19 protein-coding genes, 17 tRNA genes, 1 rRNA gene and 1 pseudogene are annotated in these 17,769 nt (G+C 39.6%); 31 read left to right on the top strand and 7 right to left on the bottom strand.

Features of this window, described 5'->3' with window-relative positions; translation table 11 throughout:
- Window positions 1-8 precede the first annotated feature (8 nt).
- The 18 genes from rrf (at window position 9) to KH893_RS03220 (ending at window position 1,665) form a co-directional block, all read left to right on the top strand.
- Window positions 9-125 (top strand): 5S ribosomal RNA (rrf, locus tag KH893_RS03305).
- A gap of 6 nt (window positions 126-131) precedes the next feature.
- A tRNA-Val gene (locus tag KH893_RS03300) sits at window positions 132-204 on the top strand.
- Between the two features lie 2 nt (window positions 205-206).
- A tRNA-Lys gene (locus KH893_RS03295) sits at window positions 207-279 on the top strand.
- A 73-nt stretch (window positions 280-352) separates the two neighbouring features.
- Window positions 353-425: transfer RNA gene (locus tag KH893_RS03290), tRNA-Thr, on the top strand.
- 9 nt (window positions 426-434) lie between these two features.
- Window positions 435-506, top strand: a tRNA-Gly gene (locus KH893_RS03285).
- A gap of 9 nt (window positions 507-515) precedes the next feature.
- Window positions 516-589, top strand: a tRNA-Arg gene (locus tag KH893_RS03280).
- 7 nt (window positions 590-596) lie between these two features.
- Window positions 597-670 (top strand) — tRNA-Pro (locus KH893_RS03275).
- A gap of 35 nt (window positions 671-705) precedes the next feature.
- Window positions 706-779: transfer RNA gene (locus KH893_RS03270), tRNA-Met, on the top strand.
- A 17-nt stretch (window positions 780-796) separates the two neighbouring features.
- Window positions 797-870: transfer RNA gene (locus KH893_RS03265), tRNA-Ile, on the top strand.
- A 45-nt stretch (window positions 871-915) separates the two neighbouring features.
- Window positions 916-1,005: transfer RNA gene (locus KH893_RS03260), tRNA-Ser, on the top strand.
- Window positions 1,006-1,011: 6 nt separating this feature from the next.
- A tRNA-Met gene (locus tag KH893_RS03255) sits at window positions 1,012-1,085 on the top strand.
- A 2-nt stretch (window positions 1,086-1,087) separates the two neighbouring features.
- A tRNA-Asp gene (locus KH893_RS03250) sits at window positions 1,088-1,161 on the top strand.
- Between the two features lie 17 nt (window positions 1,162-1,178).
- A tRNA-Phe gene (locus KH893_RS03245) sits at window positions 1,179-1,251 on the top strand.
- A 10-nt stretch (window positions 1,252-1,261) separates the two neighbouring features.
- Window positions 1,262-1,332: transfer RNA gene (locus KH893_RS03240), tRNA-Gly, on the top strand.
- A gap of 4 nt (window positions 1,333-1,336) precedes the next feature.
- Window positions 1,337-1,424 (top strand) — tRNA-Ser (locus tag KH893_RS03235).
- A gap of 8 nt (window positions 1,425-1,432) precedes the next feature.
- A tRNA-Glu gene (locus tag KH893_RS03230) sits at window positions 1,433-1,504 on the top strand.
- Between the two features lie 11 nt (window positions 1,505-1,515).
- Window positions 1,516-1,589, top strand: a tRNA-Met gene (locus KH893_RS03225).
- A 2-nt stretch (window positions 1,590-1,591) separates the two neighbouring features.
- Window positions 1,592-1,665 (top strand) — tRNA-Asp (locus KH893_RS03220).
- Here the strand turns inward: KH893_RS03220 and KH893_RS03215 are convergent.
- The 3 genes and pseudogenes from KH893_RS03215 to KH893_RS03210 form a co-directional block, all read right to left on the bottom strand.
- A complete protein-coding gene (locus KH893_RS03215) occupies window positions 1,647-2,003 on the bottom strand; it encodes a transposase (RefSeq protein ID WP_427859749.1) in 357 nt (118 codons plus the stop codon). The genes KH893_RS03220 and KH893_RS03215 overlap by 19 nt on opposite strands.
- Window positions 1,993-2,262 (bottom strand): annotated as a pseudogene (locus KH893_RS13170) (transposase); the annotation flags it as partial. The gene KH893_RS03215 and the pseudogene KH893_RS13170, both read right to left, overlap by 11 nt.
- A 224-nt stretch (window positions 2,263-2,486) precedes the next feature.
- Window positions 2,487-2,858: a PaaI family thioesterase gene (locus KH893_RS03210; RefSeq protein WP_281164731.1), complete on the bottom strand. Its 372-nt coding sequence runs from the start codon at window positions 2,856-2,858 to the stop codon at window positions 2,487-2,489.
- A gap of 59 nt (window positions 2,859-2,917) precedes the next feature.
- Between KH893_RS03210 and menB the strand changes: the two genes are divergently transcribed.
- The 4 genes from menB (at window position 2,918) to KH893_RS03190 (ending at window position 5,883) form a co-directional block, all read left to right on the top strand.
- The gene (gene menB / locus KH893_RS03205; RefSeq protein ID WP_281164730.1) at window positions 2,918-3,736 is read left to right on the top strand and encodes a 1,4-dihydroxy-2-naphthoyl-CoA synthase; all 819 of its coding nucleotides are present in this window, start codon (window positions 2,918-2,920) and stop codon (window positions 3,734-3,736) included.
- Window positions 3,737-3,763: 27 nt separating this feature from the next.
- Window positions 3,764-5,215: an o-succinylbenzoate--CoA ligase gene (locus KH893_RS03200; RefSeq protein WP_281164729.1), complete on the top strand. Its 1,452-nt coding sequence runs from the start codon at window positions 3,764-3,766 to the stop codon at window positions 5,213-5,215.
- Between the two features lie 149 nt (window positions 5,216-5,364).
- Window positions 5,365-5,553, top strand: a complete 189-nt coding sequence (locus KH893_RS03195) for a hypothetical protein (RefSeq protein WP_281164728.1) — start codon at window positions 5,365-5,367, stop codon at window positions 5,551-5,553.
- Window positions 5,554-5,700: 147 nt separating this feature from the next.
- A complete protein-coding gene (locus KH893_RS03190; protein ID WP_281164727.1) occupies window positions 5,701-5,883 on the top strand; it encodes a hypothetical protein in 183 nt (60 codons plus the stop codon).
- Window positions 5,884-5,943: 60 nt separating this feature from the next.
- Here the strand turns inward: KH893_RS03190 and KH893_RS03185 are convergent, their stop codons facing one another.
- Complete coding sequence (locus tag KH893_RS03185) at window positions 5,944-6,645, bottom strand: hydrolase (protein WP_281164736.1); 702 nt, start codon at window positions 6,643-6,645, stop codon at window positions 5,944-5,946.
- Between the two features lie 325 nt (window positions 6,646-6,970).
- On the opposite strand from KH893_RS03185, the gene KH893_RS03180 reads away from it, so the two are divergent.
- The 4 genes from KH893_RS03180 (at window position 6,971) to KH893_RS03165 (ending at window position 10,813) form a co-directional block, all read left to right on the top strand.
- A complete protein-coding gene (locus KH893_RS03180; protein ID WP_281164726.1) occupies window positions 6,971-8,422 on the top strand; it encodes an amino acid ABC transporter substrate-binding protein/permease in 1,452 nt (483 codons plus the stop codon).
- Window positions 8,422-9,162 carry an amino acid ABC transporter ATP-binding protein gene (locus KH893_RS03175; RefSeq protein WP_281164725.1) on the top strand — a complete coding sequence of 247 codons (741 nt, stop codon included), beginning with the start codon at window positions 8,422-8,424 and terminating at the stop codon, window positions 9,160-9,162. Before KH893_RS03180 ends, KH893_RS03175 begins: the two co-directional genes overlap by 1 nt.
- 59 nt (window positions 9,163-9,221) lie before the next feature.
- Window positions 9,222-9,485 (top strand): LysR family transcriptional regulator, encoded by a 264-nt coding sequence (locus tag KH893_RS03170; protein ID WP_281164724.1) that lies wholly within the window; start codon window positions 9,222-9,224, stop codon window positions 9,483-9,485.
- 143 nt (window positions 9,486-9,628) lie between these two features.
- On the top strand, window positions 9,629-10,813 hold the full coding sequence (locus KH893_RS03165) for an MFS transporter (RefSeq protein ID WP_281164735.1): 1,185 nt from the start codon (window positions 9,629-9,631) through the stop codon (window positions 10,811-10,813).
- Window position 10,814: 1 nt separating this feature from the next.
- Here the strand turns inward: KH893_RS03165 and KH893_RS03160 are convergent, their stop codons facing one another.
- The gene (locus KH893_RS03160) at window positions 10,815-11,144 is read right to left on the bottom strand and encodes a hypothetical protein (RefSeq protein WP_281164723.1); all 330 of its coding nucleotides are present in this window, start codon (window positions 11,142-11,144) and stop codon (window positions 10,815-10,817) included.
- 97 nt (window positions 11,145-11,241) lie between these two features.
- Between KH893_RS03160 and KH893_RS03155 the strand changes: the two genes are divergently transcribed.
- Both KH893_RS03155 and KH893_RS03150 read left to right on the top strand, forming a co-directional pair.
- A complete protein-coding gene (locus KH893_RS03155) occupies window positions 11,242-11,925 on the top strand; it encodes a histidine phosphatase family protein (protein WP_281164734.1) in 684 nt (227 codons plus the stop codon).
- 35 nt (window positions 11,926-11,960) lie between these two features.
- A complete protein-coding gene (locus KH893_RS03150) occupies window positions 11,961-12,929 on the top strand; it encodes a serine hydrolase domain-containing protein (protein WP_345803723.1) in 969 nt (322 codons plus the stop codon).
- A gap of 72 nt (window positions 12,930-13,001) precedes the next feature.
- Here the strand turns inward: KH893_RS03150 and KH893_RS03145 are convergent, their stop codons facing one another.
- Window positions 13,002-13,706, bottom strand: coding sequence for a type 1 glutamine amidotransferase (locus KH893_RS03145; RefSeq protein ID WP_281164721.1), 705 nt, complete (start codon window positions 13,704-13,706; stop codon window positions 13,002-13,004).
- Between the two features lies 1 nt (window position 13,707).
- A complete protein-coding gene (locus KH893_RS03140) occupies window positions 13,708-15,054 on the bottom strand; it encodes a Mur ligase family protein (protein ID WP_281164720.1) in 1,347 nt (448 codons plus the stop codon).
- Between the two features lie 164 nt (window positions 15,055-15,218).
- Here KH893_RS03140 and KH893_RS03135 point away from each other — a divergent pair, with 164 nt between their 5' ends.
- From KH893_RS03135 to prmC, 3 genes are read left to right on the top strand one after another with little or no spacing between them, the layout of a single operon-like run.
- Entirely contained in the window at window positions 15,219-15,806 is a 588-nt protein-coding gene (locus KH893_RS03135; protein WP_281164719.1) for a thymidine kinase, read from the top strand.
- 32 nt (window positions 15,807-15,838) lie between these two features.
- Complete coding sequence (gene prfA, locus KH893_RS03130; protein WP_281164718.1) at window positions 15,839-16,921, top strand: peptide chain release factor 1; 1,083 nt, start codon at window positions 15,839-15,841, stop codon at window positions 16,919-16,921.
- Window positions 16,914-17,768, top strand: a complete 855-nt coding sequence (prmC, locus tag KH893_RS03125; RefSeq protein WP_281164717.1) for a peptide chain release factor N(5)-glutamine methyltransferase — start codon at window positions 16,914-16,916, stop codon at window positions 17,766-17,768. Before prfA ends, prmC begins: the two co-directional genes overlap by 8 nt.
- The last annotated feature ends 1 nt before the right edge of the window (window position 17,769 follow it).

Here is a 17,769-nt window from a genome sequence, read left to right as displayed (position 1 = left end):
AAGAGAAGTGCGGTGGCGATAGCAAGAAGGATACACCTGTACCCATGCCGAACACAGAAGTTAAGCTTCTTAACGCCAAGAGTAGTTGGGGGATCGCCCCCTGCGAGGGTAGGAAGCTGCCGTGCTTAAATGGAGGATTAGCTCAGCTGGGAGAGCGTCTGCCTTACAAGCAGAGGGTCACAGGTTCGAGCCCTGTATCCTCCATTGAGTCGTTAGCTCAGTTGGTAGAGCATCTGACTTTTAATCAGAGGGTCGACAGTTCGAGCCTGTCACGACTCATTGTGGCAAAAAGGTATTGACATTGTGGCATCAATTTGTTATTATAATTAAGTCGTTGTGTTAATTAACTTCTGCCGACTTAGCTCAGTTGGTAGAGCATCTGATTTGTAATCAGAGGGTCGGGCGTTCGAATCGTCTAGTCGGCATTTGCTTATGCGGAAGTAGTTCAGTGGTAGAACATCACCTTGCCATGGTGGGGGTCGCGGGTTCGAATCCCGTCTTCCGCTTAGTAATATGCACCCATAGCGCAATTGGATAGAGTGTCTGACTACGAATCAGAAGGTTGTAGGTTCGACTCCTACTGGGTGCATTATTAACGGGAAATAGCTCAGCTTGGTAGAGCACCTGGTTTGGGACCAGGGGGTCGCAGGTTCGAATCCTGTTTTCCCGATGAGTGATTTTTTCACTAATGTAATTTATTTAGATCGCGGCGTAGCTCAGCTGGCTAGAGCGTCCGGTTCATACCCGGGAGGTCAGGGGTTCGATCCCCTTCACCGCGATATTCATGATGGAGCTTGGACCTTTAGCTCAGTTGGTTAGAGCAGACGGCTCATAACCGTCCGGTCGTAGGTTCGAGTCCTACAAGGTCCATAGAGGTTAAATGTAGCCTTGTAGGAAGTCATTGATTATTTATATGGAGGATTACCCAAGTTTGGCTGAAGGGAACGGTCTTGAAAACCGTCAGGTGGGTAAAACCACGCGAGAGTTCGAATCTCTCATCCTCCTTATTATCGCGGGATGGAGCAGTCTGGTAGCTCGTCGGGCTCATAACCCGAAGGTCGTAGGTTCAAATCCTGCTCCCGCAATTGGTCCTATGGTGTAGGGGTCTATCACGCCTGCCTGTCACGCAGGAGATCGCCGGTTCAAATCCGGCTAGGACCGTTTCATATTTTTTTGATGGCTCGGTAGCTCAGTCGGTAGAGCAATGGATTGAAGCTCCATGTGTCGGCAGTTCGATTCTGTCCCGCGCCATAGTTAAAATGCGGGTGTAGTTTAGTGGTAAAACCACAGCCTTCCAAGCTGTTGTCGCGAGTTCGATTCTCGTCACCCGCTTATTGGAGAAGTACTCAAGTGGCTGAAGAGGCGCCCCTGCTAAGGGTGTAGGTCGTGAAAACGGCGCGAGGGTTCAAATCCCTCCTTCTCCGTTTTTTTTGACCCGTTGGTCAAGTGGTTAAGACACCGCCCTTTCACGGCGGTAACATGGGTTCAAATCCCGTACGGGTCACTTTTAATTATCGCGGGATGGAGCAGTCTGGTAGCTCGTCGGGCTCATAACCCGAAGGTCGTAGGTTCAAATCCTGCTCCCGCAATTGGTCCTATGGTGTAGGGGTCTATCACGCCTGCCTGTCACGCAGGAGATCGCCGGTTCAAATCCGGCTAGGACCGTTATCAAATCGGATTAGTAGAGCCATGGAGTCCTCTGAGTAGGGGGGCTTTTTTATTTTACAATTAAAAGAATTCTGGCATAGAAAATGGTCTATATTTTTGAATCCGTAGCAGATCCGTTTAAGTGCTTTAGTTTTGCGATTGATTCCTTCAATCGGTCCGTTGGAAAACGCTGATTCACAGCTGCTTGAAATATATTTTAAGTTTTTCTTCAGGGTTGTAATTGAAGCATCCATTGGTGAACTTTGCTTTTGATAATTGTTCAAGATAAGGCAGAGCTTTTTCACATCATGCTTTTTAATTGACACTTGAATTTGTTGTGCTGCTTTATAAAGCAGATTTAAGCTTTGGAATAGCGCTGAATCTTAAAGCAATTAGGTTTTGTTGTGTCATATATTCATTGATTCCCCTGAAATATTTCACTTTAGAATCATCAACTTTTTCTGCATCTTTATGAAACAAGCGCCAATTGATTTTTAAAGCTTTGTAAATCCGGCTATGCTTATCGCTTTGTTGCTTTAAAATCGTAACCCTAAGCTGATCGAAAGCCTGATTTACCAATTGAACAATGTGAAAGCGATCAATAATGATTTTGGCATGCGGGAAAAGTAATTGGCATTTAAATCAATGACAACCGCCTTGAAATGATAAACAGCGCTAGATCTAACAGTTCTAAGGCCTTCAACTTTAAAAAAACTGATATTGGATTTTATGTTTCACCAATATCAGAAAGTATAGACCCTTTTCTTTTAGCTAGTGTTAGCCAGCTTCTAAATAACGCTGACTTCAGTTCTGTGCTAAAATAAAATGTTGTGTGATACTTACCTTTTATTAACTAGTTTAGTTGTCACGATGCTGTAGCTGGTTAGTACTGCATTATTTTTTAAAAAGGTTTTAACTGACCAGGTTTGGAGGGATCTTCCTAGTTGCAAAGGAATCGCTTCAGCAATGAGAACACCGTTAGTAACTGTTTTTAAGTGATGAGTATCGATTGAAACACCGATGGCAATCTGTTTTGGATTGGCTAACTGATTAGCTGCCAGGCTGGCGGCTGTTTCTGCCAAAACTGCATTGATCCCGCCGTGCAAGTAGCCAAATGGTTGTTTCAATTTATCACTGACCAACAGTGAGAGGACGGTTTTTTCACTAGATTTTTTAATGATCTTGATTCCTAAGTTAGTTAACAAATTCATAGTTAAGTCTCCATTTCGATTGATATTATGTATGATAGCAGAAAGGATGAATTAAATAAATGAGGCAAAAATGGCAAAAAGTTAAAGATTATCAAGAAATTATTTTCGAAAGAACTGGTAAAATAGCCAAAGTTACGATTAATCGACCTGAAAAACGCAATGCTTTTACTCCGTTAACAGTTAATGAAATGATCGATGCCTTTACTATTTGTCGTGATGACAGCTCAGTTGGAGTCATTATTTTAACTGGGGCTGGTGATTTGGCTTTTTGCTCTGGCGGTGATCAATCCGTTCGCGGGAATGGCGGATACGTTGGTTCAGACAAGATTCCGCGTTTAAATGTTTTAGATTTACAACATTTGATCCGCATCATTCCCAAGCCAGTAATTGCAATGGTTAAAGGTTGGTCGGTTGGCGGCGGCAATGTCTTGCAGTTAGTCTGTGATCTGACAATTGCAGCTGACAACGCTAAATTTATGCAGACTGGGCCCAAGGTTGGCAGCTTTGATGGTGGGTATGGTTCCGGTTATTTAGCTCGGGTGATTGGTCATAAGCGGGCAAAAGAAGTTTGGTTTTTGAATCACTCATATACAGCACAGGAAGCTTTCCAAATGAATTGGATCAATAAAGTGGTTCCATTGGCAGCTATCGAAAAAGAAACCTTGAAGTGGTGTGATGAGTTATTGACCAAATCACCAATGGCTTTACGCTTTTTAAAAGCTGCCATGAATGCTGATACCGATGGCTTAGCTGGTTTGCAGCAATTTGCTGGAGATGCCACCATGCTTTATTATACTTCAGCTGAAGCTAAAGAAGGTCGAGATGCTTTCAATCAAAAACGTAAGCCGAATTTTGATAAATTCCCAAAATTTCCCTAGAATTTTAAATTTAAAAGGAAGATCAAGATGCAAAATTGGTTGATTAAACAAGCAACAGCTAAACCAGATAAACTAGCTTTGATTTATCAGGGGCAACATTTAAATTTTAAAGAGTTGTTGAATAAAGTACGTCAAGTTGCTAGCGGATTGGTTGCTTTAAAAATTAGAAAAGCTGATCGGATTGCTGTTTTAGCCAGTAATACGGCTAACAGTTATTTTGTCATTTTAGCTTTACAGCAAATCGGTGCTTTGCCGGTTCTTTTAAATTATCGTTTAAGTTTGTCAGAAATTTCTCAACAGGTAAGATTATCTAAAGTCAAGCTATTATTAATCGATGATGATTTACAGCTGAACTGGTCTTCGGCAGAACTTTTAAGAATCAAAACTTTCAAGTTAAGCCAGCTTTTCAGGTTGGCTGTTTCTAAGGTGACCTTAGAAAAAGAGTTTGCTTTGAACGAGGTTGCATCAATTATGTATACTTCAGGAACGACTGGTCAACCGCGTGGAGTGGTACAGACTTTTGGCAACCATTTTTTCTCTGCTGTCGGTTCAGCGTTCAATCTTGGTTTAGACCCAGCTGAGTTATGGCTATGTGCTTTGCCACTATTTCATATCAGCGGCTTATCAATTATGATGCGCAGTTTAATTTATGGAATGGGAGTACTATTGTTGCCACATTTTTCAACGGAGTCAGTTAATAAAGCTCTACAAACTAGTCCAGTCACCTTAATGTCGGTTGTACCGCAGATGCTGCAACAGCTATTAACTGAATTTCCAGCGACAGGTTATCAGCCAAAGTTTCGTGGCTTTTTGCTGGGGGGTGGACCGATTGATTTAGCGACACTCAATCGTTGCCGCCAGTTGAATTTGCCGGTAGTTCAGTCTTATGGGATGACTGAAACCTGTTCGCAAGTGGTGGCTTTAAGTTTTGCAGATGCCCCGCGGCATATTGGTTCCGTTGGCAAGCCATTATTTCCAATTCAGTTACGGCTTAGCAAATCAGACGCTGAAATTCAGCTTAAAGGTCCAAATATTGTTACTACTTATTTAGATAACCCAGCCAGTTTTCAGCAGCAAATGACTGCCGATAACTGGTTTAAGACCGGAGATATTGGATATTTTGATCAAACTGGTTATCTCTATGTCAAAGGTCGAAAAAATGAGATGATCATTTCCGGCGGAGAAAATATTTTTCCACAAGAAATCGAAAACGTTTATCAAAACTATGATTCAGTGACCGAGTTTGCGGTTATTGGTGTTCCAGATCAAAAGTGGGGTCAAGTTCCCTGTGCCTTTTTTACTGCTAGAAAACGGATCGATTCAAGGTTGCTGAAAGCTTACGGTTATCAGCAATTGGCTCATTATAAAGTTCCACATTATTTTTGTCAGTTGGATCAAATGCCAAAAACTGCCAGTCAAAAAATAATTCGCCCCGCCTTATTTAAAGCTTTTGAGAAATTTAAAAGCCGTTTAAGCTAATGGATGTAAAGTAATGGGGAGAAAATTTTTGTTTGCTGAATGAAAAGCTGCTTAAAAATTTGTTTTTAAGAAATTAGAGTAATCTTTAAACTAAATTAAATGAAAGTGGTATAATAAAAATTAGAGATAGATTAAAATGGGGTGATTAAATGACAAGAGTCGAGGTTGAATTAATTAATGGAGGAAAATTTAAACAGACTTTTGATGGCAGTTTTAGCGAAGTTTTTTCAAGCTTGAATCAATTGATGATTACTAATGGCTATTTGGTGATTGCTGGTCATTTAATCGCTGCTAGTCAGATCAAAAGTTTGCATCCGATAGCTGCGGAAGGCGTTTAGCGGTTAAGTACAATCATATTGAATTGAAAAGGGAATTATAGATTCTTTAAATTAAGTTGGGAGCTTTTCCAGCTTTTTTTTAGCAAAAAATTAAGAAGCATCAGTAAATTTCTATGGTAAAATTCAATTATAAAGGAGGATCGATGGATGATCTTATTAACAGTTTTGCTTTTGATTTGGCTAAGCTGGAAGTTGTTTAAAGGCTTTTTAGGAATTTTAATTCCGCTGGTCTTGATTGTGATTGGGATTAAACTTTTGTTTGGCCTGTGGTGGTTATGGTTAGGTCTCTTCTTATTGGTAGGTGGAAGTCGATTCTTTCAGCAAAATTAAAATAACTATGTAAATATAAAAGGTTCGTTGAACTGGGAAAATCCGGTACAATGAACCTTTTTAATTGTTTTGCTGTCGATAAAGCTCCATCTTCCTTTGGAAAACTGCTTCAGTCATTCCATAAGCAGTAAAAGTGATCGCATTTGCACCCGCATCAATAGTTTGTTGAATACTGGCAGCCGTTTTACCACCAGAAGCAATAATTGGAAAATTAGGAGCAAAAGGTTCGATCTGTTGACGGACCCAACTAACTAATTGAGCAGTTTGTTTGCCCCCTGCAATATTGAATGCTTTCACGCCGGCCTGGATTCGTTCTTGCAAATCAACACTTTGATTGACAACCGTATAAATAATTGGAACGTCAACAACGCGTTTAACACTATTGATCGTATCAAGCGTTGTTGGTGCATTTAAAACAACTGCCTGGGCACCATTTTCTTCAGCAAAAAAACCAACAGTTGCTGAGCGCAGGCCTTTTGTTAGACCACCGCCGATGCCAGCTAAAATTGGGACATTTGAAACAGTTGCAATTGCATTGAGAATTTTAGTATTTGGCGTCCAAGGATAAACAGCCAAAACAGCATCAGCATTGCAATTTGCGATGACTGCAACGTCCATGGTATAAATAATGCTCTTGATTCGTTTCCCAAAAAGATTGATTCCTGAAGCATTACGAATAGTAGTTGGAGCTGACACAATATCTGAACGTAATTTTGAGGTTAAATTGGGAACATTTTTACGTTGGAAGTCTGATCCATTCATCAAAACAAATCACTCCGTTCTAATTGAATCAATAACTGGTCGCCAGATTAGATGACCAGTTAAGCAAATTTTATTTGAAAATAAAATAGTTTTTACTTTTCGATTATAACATCAAAATTGCAGAAATAGGCGTAAAATCATCATCATCAAATTGACATTTTAAGCCCAATAATTTAAAAATAGCTTTTGAAAAGAAAGCAAGCAATGGATATTTCTTTAAAAAAAAACTAATTAAGCTAATTAAAACGCTATCAGTTACCTTGCTTAATAAATAATTACAGATTTATGATATAATTTTAACATTATAGTAAAAGGTGGGGGAAAAATGAAGAAACACTTTGCAGCACTTTGTTTGTTGTTAGCGGCTTTTTTTGCTGTTTTAGTTGGCAAACAATCACAAGTTCAAGCAAAAACTTATACAATTGGGACGGATGTGACTTTTCCACCATTTGTTTATGCTAATTCTCACAATAAGTATGTGGGAATCGATATGGAACTGATTCGGACGATTGCCAAAACAGAAGGATTTAAAATCGAAATCAAACCGGTTGGATTTAACGCCGCTGTCCAGGGGGTTAGTTCTGGGCAATTTGATGGAATTATTTCTGGCATGACAATCACTAAGGAAAGAGAAAAAACCTTCCAGTTTTCGACTCCTTACTATGAATCGGGCATCGTCATGGCCGTTGCACCTAAAAGCAATATTAAAAGCTTGAAGGATTTAAAGGGCAAGCGGGTAGCTGTGAAAACTGGAACACAAGGTGCCACATATGCTAATTCATTAAAGAAAAAGTACGGTTTTAAGACAGTTACTTTCGATGATTCAGATAATATGTATAACGATGTCAAAACCGGTAACTCGGCGGCTTGCTTTGATGATAGTGCAGTTTTGAATTACGGAGTTCGAACCGGACTTGGTTTGAAGATTGTCACTAAACCAGCTGATATTGGTAAGTACGGCTTTGCTGTCAAAAAAGGCCATAATCAAAAACTGATGAAGATGTTTAATGCCGGATTGGCCAAACTTAAGAAAAACGGTAAGTATGACCAGATCATCAAAAAGTATACCGGCAACTCAGCGACTTCAGCTAAGAAAAAGGCCGATGAGAAAAAAGATGATTCCAGCAATACGTTTGCTGGTTTGATCAAAGAAAATTACCAATCAATTTTAACTGGTTTGCTTGAAACTATTAAGTTGACTGTTGTTTCGATTATTTGTGCTACGATTTTTGGGATTTTAGTTGGTTTGTTGGGTGTCATCCCTAATAAATTCTCGCAGGGAGTTTCAACAACAATTATCTATATTTTCCGTGGCCTGCCATTGCTGGTCTTGGCATTATTTATTTACAATGGGGTTCCGAGCTTGACTGGATCTAAAATTCCAGCCTTTGTTGCTGGAATTATAACTTTAACTCTGAATGAGGGAGCCTATACAGCAGCTTTTGTTAAAGGTGGAATCGATGCGGTTGACAGTGGTCAAATGGAGGCTGCCCGCAGCTTGGGACTTCCATTTGGCAAAGCAATGCGCAAAGTAGTTTTGCCGCAGGGAATTAAAATTATGATTCCTTCGTTTATTAATCAGTTCATTATTACTCTAAAGGATACGTCGATCTTATCAATTATCGGGATCCTTGAACTGACTCAAACCGGCAAAATTATTATTGCTCGGAACTTGCAAGGCTTCCGTGTCTGGACGATCATTGCAGTTATTTATCTGGTGATCATTACGATTTTGACCTTGTTATCGAAATGGATAGAACGGAGGATTAATGACTGATGACTAATTTAAAAGTAGACGTGACCAATCTAAAAAAGAATTTTGGTGACAATCATGTTTTAAAAGGAATTGATTTTAAAGTTGCTGACAATGAAGTGGTTGTTTTGATTGGTCCTTCCGGTTCCGGCAAGAGTACTTTATTACGCTGCTTGAATCGTTTGGAGACGCCAACTTCGGGTAAAATCATTATTGACGGTCGCGATATCAGTGATCCGAAGACGAATATTGATTTAGCTCGGCAGAACATTGGCATGGTTTTTCAGCACTTTAATTTGTTTAATAATTTGACTGTTGGTGAAAATATTGAGCTAGCACCAGTTGAATTGGCCAAACTCTCGAAAGAAGAAGCGGCCCAACAAGGTAAAAGGTTACTCAAAGCTGTTGGGTTGGAAGATAAATTTTCAGCTATGCCACAGTCTTTGTCTGGCGGACAAAAACAGCGGGTTGCAATTGCTCGTGCATTGGCGATGAAACCTGATATAATGTTATTTGACGAACCCACTTCGGCACTTGATCCAGAAATGGTTGGGGATGTTTTGGAAGTTATGAAAAAGCTTGCTAAAGAAGGGATGACAATGGTCGTTGTCACCCATGAAATGGGTTTTGCCAAAGAAGTTGCCGATCGGGTCGTTTTTATGGCTGATGGTAAAGTTGTTGAAGAAGGCAAACCGGAACAGGTCTTTGACCATCCGCAAAATGCTCGAACTAAAGCCTTTCTCGATAAAGTTATCAATGTTTAGGTTTTGATCTCTGATCGGCTGGTCGCAGGCACGATTCAAGCTAACGGAGGGTGATTTTGTTGTTTAAAGTTCTGCTTGTAATGCATGATGGTGAAAACGAGTATTACCGGATGAATAAGGCTTACTTTGAAAGTATGCCAGTCGCGGGTCAATACATTTATAATTCCGACGGCTTGGCCTATCAAGTTGAGGAAGTGGCCGAATTTGCCGGTTATGTCAGCAGTAAAGGTGCAACAACAATTCTCGTTGTTCATCCGATTGATAAAAATAAACCCGTCAGCAAACTTTATGGTTTAAATATTGAGCGAGATTTAGATGATTAAGGATTCTTGAAAAACTGAAAGCTAGGACAAATTGTTAGTTTTTGTCCTAGCTTTTTTGGATAGAAGTAAATTTTAATGTTATGATTAATTAGACTGCAACTAATTAATTGTGGGAGGGTAATTGATTGGCAGAGATAGATTTGATGCATAGTCGTCAGTGGCGGCAAAGTTTTTTTATTTTATGGTTTGGGTGTTTTATCACTTCTTTGGGTTATTCGATGACGATGCCCTTTATTTCACTTTACATAGATTCGCTGGGAAAATTTAATAATTGGCAGTTAAACACTTATTCCGGATTAGCTTTTGCAATTACTTTTTTGTCACAAGCAATTGTTTCACCTTTTTGGGGGAAATTAGCTGATTTACGTGGCCGAAAATTAATGTGTTTGCGAGCATCCGGTGTAATGGCCTTGACAATCTTTTTCACTGGGTTAGCCCAGAATGTTTTAACAATCATTATTTTACGTTTTTTGCAAGGAGTTTTTTCCGGTTATATCAATAATGCGACTGCACTGATGGCTGGAGAAACACCACATCAGCATAGTGGGCAAATTATGGGGAACTTGATGACAGCCAGTGTGACTGGGACTTTGCTTGGCCCGTTATTTGGCGGAGTGATGGCCGGTGCGTGGGGTTATCGAATGCCGTTTTTTATTACCGGTCTGTTGATGGGGGTAGTATTTGGCTTGACTTATCTCTTTGTCAAAGAACATTTTGTTCCGATTCCGGCTAAAAAATTAAAACCGATGAAAGAAATCTTTCATCGGCTAACAAATAAAAAATTAATTATTGTTATGTTTTTAACGACACTTTTAGTTCAGTCATCGTTAATGTCAATTTCACCGATCATCAGTCTGCTAGTCCGCCAGTTGATGCATCATCAAGGAAATGTTTCTTTAGTGAGTGGGATAATCGCTGCCATGCCAGGTTTTGGCACCTTATTGGTTGCTTCAAGAATTGGACATTTAATGGACGAAATTGGTGCCCAAAAAGTCTTGCTGAGTGGTTTATTGATCAGTATGATTGTGTTTGTGCCAATGTATTTTGTACAAACTACCTGGCAGTTAGGAATTTTGCGTTTCTTGTTGGGGCTTTCCAGTGCGGCAATGTTGCCGGCTGTCCAAACAGTTTTAACCGTTGATGTTCCACAAGAAGCTTTCGGTCGAATTTTCAGCTACAATCAATCCTCGCAGGCAATTGGTGGGGTTTTGGGACCGCTCTTAGGCTCAGTTATTTCTAGCGCCTTTAGTTATCAAGCAGTTTTTCTCTTCACGGCCGGTTTTTTGCTGCTGAATTTGATTTTATTGCAATCCGTACGCTTTAAATAAGTTATTCATATGAAAGTTCAATAAAATAATAATTGGCGGGCTGAATGAAGGTAGTTGTTACCCAAACATCAGTATAATGCGGTTTTTGCATATTAGTGAATTTTTGGTAATAATCTAAAAGTTCACCGTGTTGAGCAACAAAATTATCAGTTAGCCGATTAACCATTAAATGATTAGTTGGAAAATAGATGTCAGCGTCTGCAACTTTGATTTTGGCATCGACCTTTAAACGAACAATATTATTTTCGTGGACCGGCAAACAGCTAGCTGCTTGTGGATGTCGTTTTAAGTGTGATAATAAATAAAAAATTGAATCAGAATTACTTGCCAATGTGCTCAATCCTCTTTTATCTTGTCTTTTCCTTAATTGTAACAATATTTCTGTTATAATTGAACCATCTAATAATTTCAAGAGTTAGTTAATGGGGGTGATTGAATTGACTGTTCATTTTTATCTAGTCCGTCATGGACAAACCAAATTGAATCGTTATCATCGTTTACAGGGAATCACGGATTCACCATTAACTAAAAAAGGAAAAGCTGCCGCTGTTAAAGCTGGACAAAACTTAAAAGGAATCAATTTTTCAGCTGCTTACGCCAGTGATCTGGATCGTACCTATACAACAGCCAAATTAATTTTAAAAGAAAACAATCAGCCTGATGTACCGATTTATCGCGATCCAGGCTTGCGTGAACTGAGCTTTGGCCGTTTTGAAGAAGGTAAAAATCGCCAAGTTTTGCCGGAAATTATTCGTTTGCTGGGACCGGTGAATATTTGGCGAGCTTTTTATCAGCCACACCATGCCAGTAAATTGACGGATTTATTCCAGCAAGTTGATCATAGTTCACAAATCGAAAGCGCTCGTCAATTGGTTAATCGGATGACACAGACTTTAAGATACATTGGTCATAAATATAATTCAAATCAACCTGAAAGCAGTATCTTGGTTGTAACCCATGCTTTGATTTTATCAGTTTTTATTGAAAGCTTAAACGGAAAAGTTCCACGAATGTTGTTAAAAAATGTTCAAATTTGCCAGGTTGATTATACTGATGAAAAATTTGTTCTAAAAACACCAGTTAAGCCTCAGAAAGGAAGTCGAAAATCGTGAGTTTAGACTCACAGACAGTTGCGCTATTGCGGCAAATGGTCACAAATCAAATCGTTCCAGGTCTTTCTTATGCAATTTTACAAAAGAATCAAATCGTAGAGACCGAGGTTTTAGGGTATAGTCAGTTAGTCCCTGAAAAAAAGCTGCTCAAACCAAATCAATTATATGATTTAGCTTCTTTGACCAAAGTCGTTGGAACGACAACAGTGATTTTAAAATTGCTTTCAACTGGCCAATTAGATTTAGTGGATTCAGTCAGAAAATATTTGCCAAGGTTTTATGATCCACGGGTTACGATTCGCGAATTATTAACCCATACAGCAGCGATTACCGGTTATATTCCTCATCGTAATCAATTGCCAGCCAAAAAGTTATTAGCAGCTTTATACACACTTCAGACTGGTGATTGGCTGGGCAAACGAGTTGAATATTCTGATTTAGGAATGATATTCTTAGGCGAAATTATTGAACAGCTGTTTAATAAACCAGTTCAACAAGTGATTACTGCTGAAGTTTTAAAACCTTTGAAAATGGAGCACAGTACTTTTTCTCCACGGATAGCTGATTGCGTGCCGACGACTTATTCTTCTCAGCATGGATTGTTACAAGGCATTGTTCATGACCCTAAAGCGCAAATTTTAAAAGAACATTGCGGTTCAGCCGGCTTATTTGCTCCGTTAGCTGATCTAATCAAGTTTGTTCAGTGGCTGTTAGCTGATCGATTGTCGCCACCGCTATTTACTGAGAAATTGCGGGATCAGTTGTTCACCGATCAGACACCGACCCACAGTGCTGGTCGTTCTTTAGGCTGGGATCTGCGCTATGATCGGGCTGGTCGAGCATGTATTTATCATACCGGCTATACGGGGACTTTTATGCTTTTAGATCGTAGTTCGCAAAGTGCCTTAATTGGCTTAACTAATCGGGTTCATCCTAAAGAACACAACCAAGAATTTTTAACTTGGCGAGATAAAATCATCACAACTTATCTTACCGAAAAATAACCAGTCAAACTTAAATGGTCGTTCGAGCTTTCTCGAACTTTTCCGCCACTTTAAGTCAGACTGGTTATTTTTTTAATAGGTTGGTTTAATTTTTAATTCTGCTGGTAATTTTAAATCAGCTGTTGGATAACGCCGCTTTAAAGCAATTAATAACAGTCGTTTAGCTAGTTCACCGTTGCGTGCCAGAATTGGGCCGTGAAAGTATGAACAGAAAGTATTTTTATAAATGGCCCCTTCAGTTTGATCTTCACCATTGTTCCCATGCCCACTCAGGACTCTTCCTAACGGTCGCTCATCTGGTCCAAGATAGGTTAGGCCATTATGATTCTCAAAGCCGTGATATTTCTGACCAGTTTCTTCATTTTCAATTTCAATGTTACCGATAAAGCGGTGATTGATCTGGCTTTTAGTATAATGCGACAAAGCACTGATTCCAGCAATTTTTTCACCTTTGGCACCAATGTAATATTTGCCCAATAGTTGATAGCCACCGCAAATTGCTAAAACAGGACCGCCATCATTGATAAAGTCAGTCAAGTTGTTTTTCTTACGCTGAATATCGCGTGAAACGATTAGTTGTTCATAATCTTGACCGCCACCAAAAAAGACTAGATCGAACTCGTCGGGATCAAAAGGATCATTCAGACTAACAACTTTCACTTTGACTTGGGTATCCATTTGCTTAGCATAGTAATTCAACACCAATAAATTGCCAATATCGCCGTAAGTGTTTAACAGATCACCGTATAAATGTGCAATCTGCAATTCATATTTCATGCTAATCCATCCCTTCTTTAATGAATCCTTGTTCAGCTAAGAGTTTCCTTAATTGCAGCATAGCAGTATAAGTTGCGAGAATATAAATTTTTTGTGTTGGCAGTTTTTTAATTTGTTCAACAACTTTGCTTAATGCCGGTGCTTGCTGGAAATTTGTCTGATCTGCTCCAGCAACTCGCAGGCGGAAAGTGATGTCGCGCCAACGCTCTCCGCCGGTCAAGACAACCGGAATCCGTTCAAAGGGGAGCTTTTCAAAACCGCCATCCCAAATCCAACTGGTATCGATTCCGTCAGCATAATTAGCATTTAATAAAACGGCTAACGAGAATTGATCTGGGTCAGTTTTAATCATTTCCAGCACTTGATCTAAGCCAACCGGATTTTTGACTAAAATTAAAGTTGCTTGTTTATCTTGAATGGCAATGACTTCTTGACGACCAAAGACTTTTTCATCGTTACGATCAAAGATTTCAGCAATTTTGGCCGCTGAAATTCCAAAAAAGCGGGCAACACTAAAAGCTGCTAAAGCATTATAAATATTATAAGTCCCACCAATCTGCAAAGTTAATGGTTGGTGGTCAATTATGAGGGTTGAACTGGTCGGCTTTTGCCGAATAATTTTTTCAACTTGATGAGTTAAAACCGGCCGTTTAAAATCACAGTTAGGACAATAATATTTGCCAAGGTTGCTATAAGATAGTTGGTGATAGCGTAAAATGTGCTGACATTTTGGACAAAGCAAGCCGTCGGTATTCGGTGCGGCCTGCAGTTGTTGATCATTGCCCTGATCGATTCCATAATAAATTGTCGGATTAGGTAATTGTTGACTGTTGAAGATTGGTGCATCGCCATTTGCAATGATTGTTGCGGTTGGCTCTAGTCGAATGCCCTTTAAAATCTTTTCATAGGTTGTATAAATTTCTCCATAACGATCCATTTGATCACGGAAAATATTGGTTAAAACGAAAACCTTGGGATGCAAATAACGTGTAACAATTTCAACGTTAGCTTCATCAGTTTCGAGAACCGCCAAATTTTTGCCGCTCTTGGTTTTTTGAGCAGTTAAGAAAGCTGTTACGATCCCTTGGTTCATATTGGAGCCACTTGGGTTTGTTAAAACGGAATACTTAGACCGCAAAGTTTTAACAGTCAAGGCGGTCGTTAAGGTTTTTCCATTGGTTCCGGTGATGATGACTGTTTCATAATTAGCACCCAGAGTTTTCAGGACGTTCGGGTCAATTGCCAGAGTCAGTTTTCCCGGCAGAGCAGTGCCCCCATGCAAAAAGGTTTTTAAAAACCAATGGGCACTTTTTCCGGCTGTGATCGCCACTGCACTTTTTAGTGACATAACTGTTCCTCCAATTCAAATTGCTTAACTAGTTAAGATACCTTTTGTATCATACCACAAATTTAAATTTTACCGCGAAAGATGCTAACGATTGTTGCTAGTGAAATTTTATTCGAAATCATTTATACTAGATAAGAAAGTCTATTTTTTTGGAGTTGTTTAATGTGGCACAGTTATTTTTTCGCTATGGAACAATGAATAGCGGTAAAAGTATTGAAATTTTAAAAGTGGCTCATAATTATGAAGAGCAGCATAAACGAGTGGTGCTGCTAACAAGTGCCATTGATAATCGAACTCAAGTGGGTGAGATTGCCAGTCGAATCGGCCTAAAACGGTCGGCGCTAACAATTTTTGATCAAACGAATCTATTTAAGATCATTGAAGATGATCAGCAAAAACATGATCTGGCTTGTGTTTTGATTGATGAGGCGCAATTTTTAAAAAAGCACCACGTTAAAGAATTGGCGCGAATTGTTGATGAACTGAAGATCCCAGTGATGACTTTTGGCTTAAAAAACGATTTTCGCAATGAATTATTTGAAGGATCAAAGTACTTATTGCTTTATGCGGATAAAATTGAGGAGATGAAAACGATTTGTTGGTTTTGCGGCAAAAAGGCAATCATGAATTTACGGATCGACAATGGTCAGCCGGTTTATAGCGGTGCTCAAATCAAAATTGGCGGAAATGAGAGCTACTATCCCGTTTGTCGGCATCATTATTTACATCCGCCATTTAAGCAATGTCGTTAAAAACGAAATTAGTATGGAGGAAATAAGATATAATGAATGATTTATTTAAACGGCTGCAAACACTTGAGGATCGCTATGAAGAATTAGGCGAATTACTTTCTGATCCAGAGGTGATTGCCGATACGCCTAAATTTACTAAATTATCAAAAGAAATGGCTGATTTGCGCGAAACAGTCGAAAAATATCGCGAATATAAAAAAGTTGGTCAAACGATTGCTGATGACCAGGAAATGCTGAATGAGAAATTAGATGATGAAATGGCTGCAATGGTCAAAGATGAATTGAATACTGCTAAAGAAAAATGTGCTCAGTTGGAAGAAAAGATCAAATTGCTGTTGTTGCCTAAAGATCCTAATGATGAAAAGAATATTATCATGGAAATCCGTGGAGCAGCTGGCGGTGATGAAGCAAGTCTGTTTGCGGCTGATTTGTTCAGTATGTATTCAAAATATGCAGAAAAACAAGGTTGGAATATTCAAGTTGTTGATAAAAATGTGACCGAAGTCGGTGGTTTTAAAGAAATTGCGCTAGTTGTTAATGGCAAGAGCGTTTATTCCAAGCTTAAATATGAAAGCGGCGCCCACCGCGTTCAGCGAGTACCAGTTACTGAATCAGCAGGACGAGTTCATACTTCAACCGCAACCGTTGTCGTGATGCCAGAAGAAGAGGATGTTGAAATCGAGCTTGATCCGAAAGACATTCGAGTTGATGTTTTTCGGTCATCGGGGGCTGGTGGACAACATATCAATAAAACTTCCTCAGCTGTTAGAATGACTCATTTGCCAACCGGAATTGTGGTTTCAATGCAAGATCAGCGTTCACAACAGCAAAATCGGGAAAAAGCCATGCAGATTTTAAAAGCCCGCGTCTATGATTACTATGCATCACGTGAACAAAAAGAATATGATCAAAATCGAAAGTCGGCAGTTGGAACAGGTGACCGTTCAGAACGAATCCGGACTTATAATTATCCGCAAAATCGAGTGACAGACCATCGAATTGGTTTAACGCTTAACAAACTTGATCGAATCATGAATGGTGAATTAGAAGAGGTCATTGATGCACTGATTTTATATGATCAAACTAAACAATTGGAGAATTTAGAAAATGCGTAAACCGCTGGTACTAGCTCAGTTGTTGCGGCAATTGAGAAATCAAGTCCAAGCTGAAGGCGGTGAGTCGGCGGCGGTCGATAGTTTGCTTTTGGGAATTACTGGTTGGAGTCAAATTGAATTATTACGGAACCTGCGCCAACCATTACCAACTGAAACTAAAGGTCGGCTCATTAAGTTAACTAATCAGTACTTAGCTGGCTGGCCAGTGCAGTATTTATTACAGCAAGCAGAGTTTTTTGGTCATGAATTTTATGTTGACGCAGCGGTACTGATCCCGCGTCCAGAAACTGAAGAATTGGTTGAATGGGTCTTAGCTGATACGGCGGCTCGACAGCCTGCATTAAGAGTTGCAGATATTGGAACTGGCAGTGGTGCCATTGGAATTTCGTTGAAAATGGCACGCCCAAATTGGCAAGTGGTTTTGAGTGATATTTCGACCGCAGCTTTGAAAGTGGCCAAAAAAAATGCTACCAGGTTGCATGCAGACGTTACTTGCTGCCAAGGAGATTTATTGGCGCCTTTGTCGGGTGATTTTGACTTAATTATTTCTAACCCGCCTTATATTGCAGCCAATGAAAAAAAATTCATGGACAAAAGCGTCCTTGAACATGAACCACAACAAGCTTTATTTGCAGCTGAAAATGGCTTATACTTTTATCGGCAATTGGCTCAGCAGGTTCAAAAATATTTGCGTCCAGCGGGCCGTTTATATTTAGAAATTGGTTTTCAACAGGCAGCTCGTGTCAAAGAAATTTTTTTGAAAAGTCCAGCGCAGGTTGAAGTTACTGTCAAAAAAGATCTTACTGGTAAAGATCGGATGGTGCGAGTAGTTTATATGGAGGAATAAA

This window comes from Liquorilactobacillus sicerae (assembly GCF_029916425.1).
Classification (GTDB): domain Bacteria; phylum Bacillota; class Bacilli; order Lactobacillales; family Lactobacillaceae; genus Liquorilactobacillus; species Liquorilactobacillus sicerae.
The sequence above is the reverse complement of the archived record's forward strand: the minus strand, read 5'-3'. Positions and strand labels throughout refer to the sequence as shown.